Annotated in this window: 10 protein-coding genes; 6 read left to right on the forward strand and 4 right to left on the reverse strand. The window is 53.2% G+C overall.

Features of this window, described 5'->3' with window-relative positions; genetic code table 11:
* Positions 1-253: 253 nt before the first annotated feature.
* Genes K9N21_02100 through K9N21_02110 form a run of 3 tightly spaced genes read left to right on the forward strand, consistent with a single transcriptional unit; the run spans position 254 to position 2,652 of the window.
* The gene (locus tag K9N21_02100; protein MCF8142692.1) at positions 254-466 is read left to right on the forward strand and encodes a hypothetical protein; all 213 of its coding nucleotides are present in this window, start codon (positions 254-256) and stop codon (positions 464-466) included.
* On the forward strand, positions 463-1,218 hold the full coding sequence (locus K9N21_02105; protein ID MCF8142693.1) for an NYN domain-containing protein: 756 nt from the start codon (positions 463-465) through the stop codon (positions 1,216-1,218). Before K9N21_02100 ends, K9N21_02105 begins: the two co-directional genes overlap by 4 nt.
* Positions 1,219-1,248: 30 nt before the next feature.
* Positions 1,249-2,652 carry a CoA-binding protein gene (locus K9N21_02110; GenBank protein MCF8142694.1) on the forward strand — a complete coding sequence of 468 codons (1,404 nt, stop codon included), beginning with the start codon at positions 1,249-1,251 and terminating at the stop codon, positions 2,650-2,652.
* 95 nt (positions 2,653-2,747) lie between these two features.
* On the opposite strand, the gene K9N21_02115 is transcribed toward K9N21_02110, so the two are convergent.
* The 3 genes from K9N21_02115 to K9N21_02125 form a co-directional block, all read right to left on the reverse strand.
* Complete coding sequence (locus tag K9N21_02115; GenBank protein MCF8142695.1) at positions 2,748-3,461, reverse strand: YkgJ family cysteine cluster protein; 714 nt, start codon at positions 3,459-3,461, stop codon at positions 2,748-2,750.
* A gap of 65 nt (positions 3,462-3,526) precedes the next feature.
* Positions 3,527-4,825: a metallophosphoesterase gene (locus K9N21_02120; protein ID MCF8142696.1), complete on the reverse strand. Its 1,299-nt coding sequence runs from the start codon at positions 4,823-4,825 to the stop codon at positions 3,527-3,529.
* 73 nt (positions 4,826-4,898) lie between these two features.
* Positions 4,899-5,720 (reverse strand): hypothetical protein, encoded by an 822-nt coding sequence (locus K9N21_02125; GenBank protein MCF8142697.1) that lies wholly within the window; start codon positions 5,718-5,720, stop codon positions 4,899-4,901.
* Positions 5,721-6,154: 434 nt separating this feature from the next.
* Here K9N21_02125 and K9N21_02130 point away from each other — a divergent pair, with 434 nt between their 5' ends.
* From K9N21_02130 to K9N21_02140, 3 genes are all read left to right on the forward strand, one after another.
* Positions 6,155-9,571, forward strand: a complete 3,417-nt coding sequence (locus K9N21_02130) for a DUF748 domain-containing protein (GenBank protein ID MCF8142698.1) — start codon at positions 6,155-6,157, stop codon at positions 9,569-9,571.
* A gap of 20 nt (positions 9,572-9,591) precedes the next feature.
* The gene (locus K9N21_02135) at positions 9,592-9,816 is read left to right on the forward strand and encodes a hypothetical protein (protein MCF8142699.1); all 225 of its coding nucleotides are present in this window, start codon (positions 9,592-9,594) and stop codon (positions 9,814-9,816) included.
* 362 nt (positions 9,817-10,178) lie between these two features.
* Entirely contained in the window at positions 10,179-10,694 is a 516-nt protein-coding gene (locus K9N21_02140) for a hypothetical protein (GenBank protein MCF8142700.1), read from the forward strand.
* A 297-nt stretch (positions 10,695-10,991) separates the two neighbouring features.
* Here the strand turns inward: K9N21_02140 and K9N21_02145 are convergent, their stop codons facing one another.
* Positions 10,992-13,034: a molybdopterin oxidoreductase family protein gene (locus tag K9N21_02145; GenBank protein ID MCF8142701.1), complete on the reverse strand. Its 2,043-nt coding sequence runs from the start codon at positions 13,032-13,034 to the stop codon at positions 10,992-10,994.
* Between the last annotated feature and the right edge of the window lie 317 nt (positions 13,035-13,351).

Genomic DNA, 13,351 nt, shown 5'->3' on the forward strand with positions numbered 1-13,351 from the left:
TTTTTAGAACCCCGGTCAAAAAACAAAGACGTCCTTCGCCCCCCTCAATAGGCGAAGTCTGGGCCAAGGGTATTTACCCGGGGGATCTCGGTGGTTCAACAAGGTTTCTCCGCATCTTGTCCCGCAATGCGGGATTACAAACAAAGATTCTATAGTACAATAGAGAACGTTTTGCAATTAGGGAAAGAAAAAGTTATAAGAGGATTCAAGAAAACCTAGAAGATCCATCTTTTTCGATTGCAGAGAACACCGAATGAAATGCATAAAATTGACAGAAGCAGGAATCGATATCTGTGTAACCATTAAAGTCAAACCGATTTTCATGGAAAAAACAGGCGGCGCGCTGAAACAGGAGATTGAACGGCTTGAAGTCGCACACGTGCTTAAATACCTCGGCGCCGGCCATGAAGAGGGCGTCGCACGGGAGATTGCGCGGCAATTTGAACAGAGAAAGGAACGATTATGAATTCCAATGAACCGGCTCAAATAAGACTTGCAGTCCTTATAGACGCGGATAACGCGCAACCCCTGATCACCGAAGGGTTAATGTCTGAAATCGCCAAGTATGGCGTAGCCAGCGTAAAGCGGATTTACGGCGACTGGACCACGCCGAGTCTGGGGGGTTGGAAGGCCGTCCTGTTAGAGCACTCCATTCAGCCGGTACAGCAGTTTCGATATACGGTCGGTAAAAACGCGACAGACAGCGCCATGATCATCGATGCCATGGACCTCCTCTATACAAAACGCTTTGACGGATTCTGTCTTGTTTCCAGTGACAGCGACTTTACCCGTCTCGCCTCCCGCATCAGAGAGGAAGGGTTGCTCGTGTACGGCTTCGGGGAGAAAAAGACACCCAAGGCGTTTGTATCCGCGTGCGATAAATTCATCTTTACTGAAGTGCTCCGTTTTCAGGAAAGTCCGGATACCGCCGTTAAACAGAAGACGGGAAATGAGCTGAAAAGGGATGCCAAGCTGGTCGCACTCCTGCGAAACGCTCTGGAAGCCGCTTCCGACGAGAGCGGCTGGGCCCATCTGGGTGCTGTGGGCAGCAATATCGCAAAACAGGCCCCTGAATTTGATCCCAGGAATTACGGATTCAGCAAATTGGGCGAACTCGCCGCAGCCATCGACATTTTCAATATCGACGAAAGGGTCCAGAGTGACGGTCATTCCAGGGCCATTTACATCAGCGATAAGCGAAAAAAGTCTAAGAAATAGGAGCCAAGCTTACTGGAGATTGGAAGAATAATGGGTGGAGATATCTTTTCCCGGTTTTTTGAGCCTGACAGCGTAGCCATTATCGGTTCTTTCAAGGAAGGTGTTTTCGGCGGATATGTGGTGGTCAAATCGCTTCTTAATGCAGGTTACAAAGGAAACGTCTATCCGGTTAATCCGTCCTATGAGGAGGTCCTGGGCCTGCGCGTTTATTCCAGCATAGAGGAGACCCCTGACATCCCCGACGTGGGGCTCATCATGATCAATGCCAGAAACGTCCCGTCGGTCTTTGAACAATGCGCCAAACGGGGAATCCGGGCGGTTGTCCTGGTGGCGGACGGTTTTGCCGAGCGGGACACTGAAGGAGCCGATCTTCAGGAGCGCATCACGGCCATGGCCAGGGAATGGGGGGTCCGGATCATCGGTCCCAACACGGCCGGCATCCTCAGCAGCCGCAACGGGTTCAACCCCTGTCCCTATGAAGCGGGGTACTATGGATTTAAACCCGGGCCAGTGGCCATCTGCTCCCAGACCGGCATGATCAATCCCCAGGCCTATGCCTACCCCAAACTGGGAATCGGCATCAGCAAAATCTGCGATTTCGGGAATAAATGCGACCTGGACGAGTGCGACCTCCTGGAGTACCTGGAAAACGATGCGGACACTCAGGTCATCAGCATGTATCTTGAAAGCATTCGGGACGGGGAACGGTTTGTGGAGGTGTGCGGCCGGGTGGCGTCAAAAAAGCCCATTCTCGCACTCAAGCTGGGGACCACGGCAGAGGGCGCCATGGCCTCGGCCTCCCATACCGGATCTCTGGCGGTAAATGACCGGATTTTTGATGCCGCTTGCAGACAGACGGGGCTCCTGCGTCTCGGGGCCTTCAACGAGCTTTTCGAAATGCCCAAGATCTTTGCCACACAGCCCCTGCCTTCGGGAAACCGGTTTGGAATGGTCACCTATACAGGCGCTGTAGGCGTGCTGGCCTCGGACCAGGGGGCCGAATACGGGCTTGTCATGGCCCGGCTCTCGCCCAAAACGGCCGAGATCTTCGAGAAGATGTTTCCGGGGCTGGGCCACATGCCGGTGGATATCGGACCCATGATACCGGCGGTAAGAGATTTTTCCACTGTTTACACGGATATTCTGGAGACCGTACTGCGGGATGAAAACGTGGACGCCCTCTTCAATGTCATGTGGGCCGACGCCAGGGGTAAGAATGAAAAGGCCTACATGGAAGCATACACCGCCCTCAAAGGCCTCGTTCCCAAACCCGTGGTGACATGGATCTATGGTCCTAATCCTTCGAGTACCCGGAAATTGAAGGAACTTGTGGAAGATTTGGGTTATCCGGTATTTGATGAACCTGAGCGGTGCGTCAAGGCCCTGGGCATGGCCTACAGGTACACGCAAACCCGAAAAAATCACGGCCGGTGAGGTTGGGACCGATTCGAGTTCCCGTCCGACGGGAATGACCCTGGAAAAGCCATCTCAGGATACAACACGGCAATACGTCGGTCGTCTCTGCGGCACTACCCCATTTTTGTGTCAAAACCGGGGCACCCGGTCATGAGGCCGTGTTTCCGGGTTAAAGGATACTGGCGGCAGATCGCCGGTTTCACATGGTGAATGAGGCATTCCCACCGATTCTCGGAGGGGATCTTTTTCAAGAACGGGCAGCTCTCCGCGAGCCGTGTCGTGCCGGGGAGCGTCCATATGCGATAAGCCCTTTCCCGGTCCTTGCCCTCGATAGTCCTCACCCATTGGAGGATATCGGTCCGCCCCTCTCTCTCCCACCTGACCACGTCTTCCCCGGTCAGTTCGTTGTGATAATCAAGGACGGTGCAGCATCGTCCGCACTGCCGGCAGGAGAACGCTTCCATACCGGTTTCGATTCGAACCCCCATTTTCCCGGTTTTGGTATCCCTCTCTTCCCATGCCCGCGTATGAAATACCCTGGCGCAGATGGATGAAACCATACCGGAATCCGGATCGGCTCCCTTCACCGCCGCACACGCGGTTTCAACCAGTTCTGTTCCCTCCATCCACCTCATGTTGGGCCGGCCCTGAACACCGATCCATGCGCCGCTTCTCCACCCTTCCCTCTTTACAACAACACTGCCGTCCGAAACCAGTCGAATGATCTGGCACAACAGGACGACCTGGGGGTCGTATCGCCTAAAATCGATGCATACGGCCTCCAGCGCCTCGCCAATGGACAAATAGATGCTGTCCCGTCCCTCCATAAAATGCCCTGTCTCTTTGAGCCCTCCCCATCCAGGGGGCCATCAGTGAAACGCGTGTGTGGGCATCACCGGTGTCGGATCATATAGTCTGCGTGATCGCGCTGGACCGTCACCGTGCCCGACTGCCTGGCCGAACGGTCTCCGTAAAACCAGAGGGAAACCGTGTAATCCCTTCGGCCGCTGCTTCCGTTGTTGGTTTCGATCTCCACCCAGGTGATCGGTTTCTTGTCGATCCAGGTGCCCGTGTTGGCGTAGATAGTGTCCACTTCGCCCGAATGATATTGAAAAGCGGCCTCGTGGGTGTGGCCGAAGAGGACGATCCGGGGGGTGAAGGGATACAAATCCTTGATGCGGTCGGGCATCTCGAACAGGAGGTTGGCAGCGCTGGTGAGATGACCCAGATCGTTCCAGACCGCCTCCCAGTCACTGACCATGTCCTGGCGGGAGGACCAGCCGCTGAATATGGTGTCGTAGATCAGGGCGATATCTTCTACAGAGGGGTTGATCGAGTAGCCATCCAGGTTGTCCATGGTGAAGGTATCCCAAGGCAAGGTACCGGACCAGAGGGCGATGGCATTGAACACCGCAATAATAAAGGCGTCGTCGATGACACTGCCGACCTCCTCATAGCCGCCCTGTATCAGGTATTCATTGACCGTCGCCGGCGACTTGACAAAGCGATCCAGCACCTCGAGCGAAGTGACCACCTGCCCGGAAGAGATGGATTTGGAGGCTGCCAGTCGGGAGATGAAATACCCCAGGGCCAGGTGGCCGTTGCTCCGGCTCCACGTGTCGGGTGCATTGAACAGGGTGTAGCGGTGCCCGTGCTCGGCCCAGATGACATCGTCTCTGGTATAAGCCCCCAAACCGGGCGAATCCGAAATAATGGTCATGCCGGGGAAGGCATCGGCGATGACCTTCTTGTTCTGCGACTCAAAGGAGAGCATGTCATGGTTGCCCACCACATAAGTAACGGCGATGTCCGGGTTATCACAGATCACCCGGAGCGCGGTCACCACCGGCGCATTGTTCCCCGCCCCGAGAATATCGGCAAAGGTCTGTGGCGTATACGTCACGGGCGACACCCAATCGTCCAGCAGGTCCCCCAAAATGACCAGTTCCGCCACATCATCCCTGGTGTTGAGTCCGGTAAGGAACAGGGTAAGATCGGCAGCGTGGTTGACAAACCACGAAAAGGGACCATCCACGTTCATATGGATGTCGCTGATGAAGACCTGCTTGTTTCTCCCGGCAGCGTGGGCGGTCCGGGGCGTCAATAACGCAGGGAACATGCCCACCCCGCCGGTCACAGAGGCGGTGGCGCCGGCCATGGCCATGCTTTTCAAAAAATCCCGTCTTTTCATCCCGCTTGCCTCCCTTCTCAAGGGGTCTCCCTTGTGTCTTTGAGTGGAAAATCTCCGGTTCGGACCATGACGGTTAGAAGCAGTAGCTGATCCCGATGGTCAAGGCCGTGCTGCTCACAAAGGTCCCCTGGATATTGGCCTTGAAATTCATGCCCAGATCCACATCCAGGCCCACAAGGGCCGTCAAATTGTTCTCGTTGCTGAACGAGGCGCCATAGTCGATCCAGCCGACGTGCGGATTTGCATGGGTCCATCGCCCGCTGAAATCAACATCGTAGTAGGTGTAACCTGCCCCCACGTAAGGCGTGAAGGCCCCCATCATCCAATATGCATTTGCGATTACATCCAATTGCCAGAAATCGATCTTATCATTGGTGGCCCAGCCCAGATCGCCGGCCGTCTCCCCCGTGTCCAGGGATCGCCAGTTTTTCACCTTGCGGTTGTCATAGCGCATGTACTGGGCCGTCAGGCCAAAACCGAGGCCGTTGTCAAACTCGTACACCTTTCCCTTAACGCCGATGGCCCAGACAAAACTGCTTTCCAAATTCCCTTTCCAGCTATTCCCTCCCTCATAGTCCAGCCACTTCCCGCCGTCCACCATGCCCAATCTGGCAAACACATTGATCTGATCCGCAATCCCGTAAGTGACGGTAGCCATGTAATACTGGTCGTTTTCAAAATCCGCCCCTTTTCTTCCCCTGTCTCTGAAGCCGTCCGAATAACTCCGCTTGAGATCATAGTCTTCAAAGCCCTGTTTAAACTTGGAATCCCATTGAAATCCCACGTCGAACCGTCCCTTCCCGGTGAGCTGTGCCGGATTTCCCAGTTCCCCGGCAAAGGCAGCGCCTCCGGATAAAATGAAGGCTCCCATCAGTAAACTCAGCATCCTTTTCATACCCGACCTCCCCATCTCGCGAAATAGTCTCCCATAAGCTCTTTTATACGGAATCCTCAGGCACCTTGCAAGTCCCTTTTTCAGTGAGACCATGAGCAACCTTTTTTATAAAACAGGATCAGGCCGGACCAACGCTTGCCTTAACTCACCGCCTAATGGGGGGATAGTTCGGGCTTCTGATCTGCTGATTTTCTACCCACAAATTCCCACGAGGAATCTAAGGTCCTTAACCCACCGAAATATGGCCTTTGCCCTATTTTCGCAATATTCGAAAAGGGCCATCATATTCATATCGTCAGGAAATTTCTCTTGCTCGTTGAGAATACGTCGCGCGGACCTATTTCAATCCTTGTAAAGCAAGGGTGTTATCTGTAAATTAAGGAAGAGTTCAAGCCAGCAGAGATCGGTAACCGCATATTCCGAGGAGGCTGAAAATGAACCGTCTAAAGGGTATTCTTACAAGCAAGTCGTTTATCATCTGTGTGTCCTTATTCCTCGTTTACACGCTTTCCGGGTTTTTCCTGATTCCCTATCTTATGAGGCATTACGTCCCTGAAATCGTTAAGGACAAAACCGCTAAAACAGCAGGGATCGGAGACGTGCGCTTTAATCCCTATATTTTTACCCTGGAAGTAAACGATTTCACCATAGACGAGCCGGATGATCGCCCAATCCTTGGTTTCAAACGCCTGTTCATTGATTTTGAACTCAAGAGTCTTTTCAAATGGGCATGGACCTTTAACCAGGTTGCTGTTGAAAAGCCGCTGGTGAATGCAATCATTGCATCTGATGGCGCTTTGAATCTGGCACAGCTTGCACCGGCTTCAGGGGAGCCGCCTGTTGATGTGGAAAAAGCCCCCGATCAGGACAAAGGGGAGGAACCTCCCCGGCTGTTTATCAAATATCTTTCAATCGACAAGGGTCGGATCCATTTGGTTGACGAACGCCAGAGCAAGCCTGCGGTGATTAATTTAGAACCTCTGGACCTGCATGTTGAAAATCTGAACACCTTTCCGGAAGAAGAAGGGCAGAAAACCATTACCCTAACCACAGGTGAAGGAGGGACTTTTCGCTGGGCCGGCGATTTTAGTTTGAATCCCGTAGCCACAAATGGAACCGTTGTCTTTGAACATATCAAAACGAGCACCCTCTGGAAGTTTTTCAGGGATAGCGTAAACCTCGATATGCCGGAGGGATACCTGAATGTTGCCGCCGATTGTGACATTGACCTGGGTGATGTCGAGCCTCAGGTGGTACTGTCCAACCTCCGCATGACCCTCACCGGCACGACCTTGAAATTGGCGGGAGACGAGGAACCGTTTCTGGAGCTGCCCAGTGCGGGGATCAGTGAAGCACGAATCGATCTTTTTAAGCAGCGCATCGACGTTGGAAACATGAAGCTTGACGGGGGTCGCGTCGTGCTTATTGCGGATGAAAGCGGTGTATTTAACCTGGAACGTATCATCAAGATCGCCGATGCTCAGCATTCGGGTGCAAAGGCGATACCAGTATCCGAAAAAGATGCCCCTGAACCCTGGAATATTAACCTGGCCGCTTTTGAGCTGAACGGGTTCAAATTGGATTACCGAGATATGAGCCGGGAGCCGGGTCTCACAGCCGACATTGGCGATGTGGAGGTGGATTTCAAGGTCGAAATCCAGGCGGGTATCCCCCAAACAACGGTGTTGGTGAGTGACCTGGCGATTGTTCTTTCCAAAATAGCGGCATTCCTGCTCGATACCCCGAAACCCGCGGTCCGGATTGATGAATTCAAGCTCCAAGGCGGTGCCTATGACCTGGCAGAGAATCATTTCACAGCGGAGAAAGTCTCCATAAACGGCGGGGGTGTCGATTTTCAGAGGGAGGCCGACGGCAGCCTCAACCTGGCCCTTGTGGCCAGGCCTCAGGAAAGAGAAAAAGTAATTGAAAAACCTGAGGAAACTCCGGATACAGAATCTCCTTTCCGGTTTATGATCAATACCGTCGCTATATCCGGGCTGGATGCTGCGTTCTCGGATTTTTCCATTAAGAAGGACAATCCGATTGTGAACCTCGAAGATTTTGCCCTGGTTCTGAATACCGTTGACGGCAAGTCTCCCATGACCTTTGATGCAGGGTTGAAAGTTCGTCAGGGAGGCAGAATCAAGGCGGCCGGCACGATTAATCCATCGGTGCCTTCCGCTCAATCGGATGTACGGGTTGAGGATTTAGAACTGAAAACATTTCAGCCTTACATTGAACAGGCAGCGTATCTTGTACTTCAATCCGGGATGCTTTCAACTCAGGGCACACTGCAATACGGTATCGGGGAGGCGGGTTCACAGACCGCATTTGAGGGTGGGTTCAGGGTGGACAACCTGCGCCTGACAGAACCGGGGGGTACGGAGACATTCCTGGGCTGGAAGGACCTCCGGACTGACAATTTACAGCTTCGCCTTGACCCCAACCGCCTTGAGATAGGACAATTAGACGTGGCGGAGATGGTCGGTAAGTTTATCATTTACGAAGATCAGACCATTAATATCGTCAAGGTGATGAAAACCGACGCGGATGCCGAGCCCGAGTCCTCGACCCCGAGCAAATCCACTGACCAGGCCTCTGATGTCTTTCCTCTGCAGGTTCGCAGGATCAATCTTAGTGATGGCAAGGTGGAATTTGCGGACTTGAGCCTGACCCCGCAGTTTGGAACCAAGATTCACGAACTCAAGGGGACAATTCTTGGTGTTGGTACTGAAAATGACAGCCTTGCCGAGATCAATCTGGACGGTCGTGTAGACGACTACGGAACCGCCAAGGTCGAAGGTGCATTGAATACCTCCGACCCAGGCGCATTTACCGACATCCGTCTCACTTTTCGCAATGTCGAGATGACGAAACTGACCCCCTATGCGGGTAAATTTGCCGGTCGAAAGATCGATTCCGGCAGGCTGTCATTGGATTTGAAGTATCAGATCGAGAAAAGCCTTCTTGCGGGTGACAATCAGATTGTGGTGGAGCACCTGGTCCTCGGGAAAAGAGTTGAGAGCCCCGAAGCAACGGACCTCCCTCTGGATCTCGCTATTGCCTTGATGGAAGATTCAGACGGGGTGATTGACATCGGTCTGCCGGTCAAAGGATCCCTGGATAGCCCCGAGTTCAGTTTTGGAGGATTGATATGGAAAGCACTCACCAATTTGCTTACCAAAATTGCAACCAGTCCTTTTCGCGCCCTTGCATCATTGATTCCCGGCGGCGAAGATGAAACCCTGAACATGATTGCCTTTGAGCCCGGCCGGTCCAGTGTGTCACCCCCTGAAAAAGAAAAACTGATGAAAATGACCCTCGCCCTTAAAAAACGGCCCAGGCTGCGACTTGTTGTGCAGGGACGTTACAATCCGGAAACCGACCTGGATGCATTGCGTTCTGCGAGGCTTCGTCGTTCTCTGGCTGTAGGTCTGGGCCAAAAACCGGAACCCGGTGAGGACCCCGGTCCCGTGGACTATGGCAACCCGGAAACCGTAAGCGCGTTGGAGGAGATGTTTAAAAAGCGGTTCGGTCTTGACGCGCTCAACAGGCTTAAGGAAAAGCTGAAGGGGAAACAGGAAAAGGAAGGGGAAGATGCGGATGCGCCCCCGGAGTCGAAAGATAAAAAGGGCAATCAATTCGCAAAGATGCTCTTTGACCGGTTGAAAGATGTGGAACCCGTTGGAGACAGGGAATTGTTACAGCTTGCAGAAGACAGATCCCGTGCCGTTGCGGACGAACTCAGCATTCCTGACGGTATTTCAAGAGAGCGCATCGACATCAAGTCTCCCGCTGTAGACAACAAGGATCAACCGACTGCAATGTTGGATCTGGAACCGGTGAAATAAATTGATTTCAAGGATTGCTCATGGATATTGCAGGGGTGCAGGGAGATACCCCTTGGTCTTCCTTTTTCGCGTTTTATTTTGAAGAAACATCCGCCGCTCTTATCCGCTCTCTCAAATACGCCGCAACCATCATCGCCAACAGCAAGGAGCACATACGCCCCAGGCGCAAAATAGACATGAATATCACGATGGTCCTCGTCGAAATAGACGATGTCTGTTTCCATGATGACGTACCCAATGAGTAGTCAATAGGGGCAAAGGGTCCATAGCTTTTCCATCCGCAACATATTTTCGAACCACCTGCGCCGATTCGTTGTCACCATACCATGCACCTGCATAAGTTGATTTCAAGAGGTCGTGACATCCTTCTTTGCTATCACATCATAAAAAATGCAGACCGATACTTTACCAAAAGAGATAAACCGAAGCCCTTCAGGAAGTCCATTATGATTATTATTGACATCTGCCCATCCTCGTATTAAAAGGGTGCGGTCGGAATTCCAACCGTTAATCGGAAATCCGTCAAGGCCATCAAAATAGGGATCAACAAATCGATAGATCAACATCTAACAATTAAGCCAAAACAGGAAAAAGAAGGAGGCGATTAATGAAAAGAGTTCTTTTTGGATTGATTTCAGTTTTGACCTTGGTATGTTTTTCCAGTCTCGTTCCGTCAAATGCCGCCGATAACCCCAAAATTGTCTTTGGGGAAGAAAAACACGGCCTGGACGACAATACACCGGCACGAAACTTTGGTCGCAGTGCCGAAGGTACGGTCGGCCTAAATTATAGTAAAGAAAACTACACCGCTTTGGCACCATCAGCAGGAGAGTCGTACAACCAAAGCGCAACGAGAATCTTCTATCCAGGTGACACCATCTATTTCGTAGACCGCTATCGCATCGCGACTGCGGGAACTTACACGAGGTATTATTTTATTACAGATGTGGTCGGGACCACTCTAGCGGTTTATACGAAGACTTTTACCATTGACACCCCAGGCCACTACTGGGGTACGCAAACAGCTACCTTCTATGAACTGGGAAGTTATGTGTATTCCTCACTGACCCTCGGTCCCGGTGAATGGATATCCAGTCAACAATTTTCGTTCATAGTGGAGTAGTAATCGTAGACGGGTAGTAGGAGACCACGTCGCCTGGTAAGAAAGGGCCTGGGATCAACCCGTGATCAAATCTGATCCGAATGTTGATCCCAACCCTTGTATGGACTGTCTCTTACGGCTTATCACCTTCAATTTTATTCTATCCGACTCACCCAATATTGAATTACAGTCTTGCCGTAATCAACGATTAATGCACCCATGTTGTCCTGAGTCAAGGGCTGACCCCAGGCCCCGTGGCCCACAATATTTCTTTTGTCCAGGTATTCGGAAAATAACGGTCCGGCGCCTGGTTTCTATTCATCCATCAGCCCGGCCGACGGGCGTCACTTCAACGAGATTACAATGAAAGGCGCAGCTTTGGCCCATGTCGGTAAGGGCCTGACTGGTCAATTCATTAATCCCATGCTTTCCAGGCATGAAGCGGGGCCAGTAGAGCCCTTCCGCCACCGTAACCCCCGGCCCTGTCCGATCGGTTATCCGCGCGAATAAGAAGACCTCGCCCCGATCATTGAACACCCGCACCTGCATGTTCTCATCGATTCCCCGCCCCCTTGCATCGTCAGGATGGATCATCAGGGTGGGTGGACCGGCCTGATCCCGAAGATCGTCAATTTCATTAAAGGTGGAATTGAGAAACTGATGACGCGGCGGGGTGATCAACTGAAGGCCGAACCGGCCCTCCCCCGCCCCATCCACGCTTGGGTCGCCGTTTGGGAGCGGATCCAGTCCCCGGGCCGCCATGCTGCAGGAATAAAACTCGACTCTACCTGACGGGGTGCCGAAGCCGTCTGAAAATACATCGGCCGGCACGTTCAGCCGAATGGGGCGTCCTTCCTCCAGACGATCCGGCGTAATCCCTTTCAGATACGGCGAATCAGAGGCCAAAAGCGCCTCGATAATCTCTGATTCGGTCTGGTTGAAACAGGGCTCGTTGAAACCGAACCGGTGCGCCAGTTCTTGAAAGATGGAGAGGCTGGAACGGGCCTCTCCGACCGGTTCGATGACCGGACGCGCCATCTGAAGGTAATAGTGCCCATAGCTTCTGTACAGGTCCGTGGATTCCATGGAAGTGGCGGAGGGAAGCACAAAATCCGCATACAGGGCGGTCTCGCTCATGACGATTTCATGAACCACCGTGAACAGGTCTTCTCTCAGAAGTCCCTGCATGACCTGTCTCGAATCAGGGGCAACCACCGCCGGGTTGCTGTGGTAGACGTGAAGACCCTTAACCGGTGGGTCCTGAAGCCTGGTGAGTGCCGCGCCGAGTTGCACCATATTGATGGTCCGCGCGGCAGTGGGGGCCAAATTTTCCTGGAGCACGGCCTCCATGTTAAAGGCAAAGGCCGCGGACGTGGAGCGTGTAATCCCGCCGCCCTTTTTATGGACGGCCCCCACCAGGGCTGGAAGGAGGGCGATGGTCCGCATGGCCATGCCGCCTTTGAGCTGGCGTGAAGGCCCCCAGCCCGTGCGGATGTAAGGGGCGCGGGCGCTCCCGTATCGAATGGCCAGGTCCTCTATCCGATCTGCCGGAACGCCGGTGATTTCCGCTGCGCGTCGGGGCGCGTATTCATCGAGGCGGGGTCGGAACCGTTCAAAACCGACTGTCTCCTCGGCAATGAATCCCGTGTCTATCAGTCCTTTTCTGACCAGGACATGCATGATTCCCAGGGCAAGCGCAGCGTCTGTCCCCGGCCTCAGTTTGAGATGGATATCCGCCTCTTGTGCGGTGCGGTTCGCGTAGGGATCGATCGCCGCAATGACGGCGCCGTTTTGGCGGGCCTTCAGGAAAAAAGGCCATGCATGCATATTGGTGGAGAGGGTGTTGGTCCCCCAGAGGATAATCAGGTCTGAATCCACCGTGGATTCAATATCGGTGGTGGGAATGCTTCCCATGCTGGCGGAAAACCCTGCCTCGGTGGCTGCGCTGCAGATGGTCCTGAGCAGCCTGGAAGCGCCCAATCTGTGAAAGAAAGGATGACCGGCATGAAACTGGATGACCCCCATGGTCCCTGCATAGGAATAGGGGAGGACGGCCTCGCCGCCGAAATCAGAAATGATCCGTTTATAGCGTTCCACGATTTCATGCAGGGCCTGATCCCATGAAACCGGAGCGAACTTCCCTTCCCCTTTTTTCCCCACCCTTTTCAACGGGTGATGAATTCGAAGCGGCGAGTGAACGCGCTCCCCATAGTGTTTGACCTTCACGCAGATGGCGCCGCGGGTAAAGGGATGGTCCGGATCCCCTTTGACCGACACCACCCGCCCGCCTTCCACCCCCACAAGGAGCCCGCAGGTGTCGGGGCAGTCGTGTGGGCACACGGAGCGTTTATAGATAACCATGATTCTTCTCCGGTTATGCCAAGCATTTAATTTTTCCAATATACATGCGTGAAAAGGAAAAAGGCAAGGGGCAGGTTGTTGCGGCGCCTCCCGGCATCCCGCCGAAAATCCTAAGACACGAGACCTCCTGGCGCTTCATGCATCCTTTTTCTACTCGTTCAATAGCTGAAAGGAGTCCATCCAGAGTATTGTCTTGGTAGCGCCTATCAACACGGAGAAATCGAAGGTGTTTCCGGAAGCCCAGGGAGAGCGTGCCGCCGGCAATGGTATCTCGATTCCCTGCCGGCAGCACGTTTTTGACGAGATGATGGGATATG

The sequence above is a fragment of the Deltaproteobacteria bacterium genome, from assembly GCA_021737785.1.
In the GTDB taxonomy this organism is placed as follows: Bacteria; Desulfobacterota; DSM-4660; order Desulfatiglandales; family Desulfatiglandaceae; genus AUK324.

Coding starts and splice junctions, on each gene's coding strand:
- K9N21_02120 (MCF8142696.1), bottom strand. CDS start 4,825: ATGAAAAGACGGGATTTTTTGAAAAGCATGGCCATGGCCGGCGCCACC.
- K9N21_02110 (MCF8142694.1), top strand. CDS start 1,249: ATGGGTGGAGATATCTTTTCCCGGTTTTTTGAGCCTGACAGCGTAGCC.
- K9N21_02115 (MCF8142695.1), bottom strand. CDS start 3,461: ATGGAGGGACGGGACAGCATCTATTTGTCCATTGGCGAGGCGCTGGAG.
- K9N21_02140 (MCF8142700.1), top strand. CDS start 10,179: ATGAAAAGAGTTCTTTTTGGATTGATTTCAGTTTTGACCTTGGTATGT.
- K9N21_02145 (MCF8142701.1), bottom strand. CDS start 13,034: ATGGTTATCTATAAACGCTCCGTGTGCCCACACGACTGCCCCGACACC.
- K9N21_02125 (MCF8142697.1), bottom strand. CDS start 5,720: ATGAAAAGGATGCTGAGTTTACTGATGGGAGCCTTCATTTTATCCGGA.
- K9N21_02100 (MCF8142692.1), top strand. CDS start 254: ATGAAATGCATAAAATTGACAGAAGCAGGAATCGATATCTGTGTAACC.
- K9N21_02135 (MCF8142699.1), top strand. CDS start 9,592: ATGGATATTGCAGGGGTGCAGGGAGATACCCCTTGGTCTTCCTTTTTC.
- K9N21_02130 (MCF8142698.1), top strand. CDS start 6,155: ATGAACCGTCTAAAGGGTATTCTTACAAGCAAGTCGTTTATCATCTGT.
- K9N21_02105 (MCF8142693.1), top strand. CDS start 463: ATGAATTCCAATGAACCGGCTCAAATAAGACTTGCAGTCCTTATAGAC.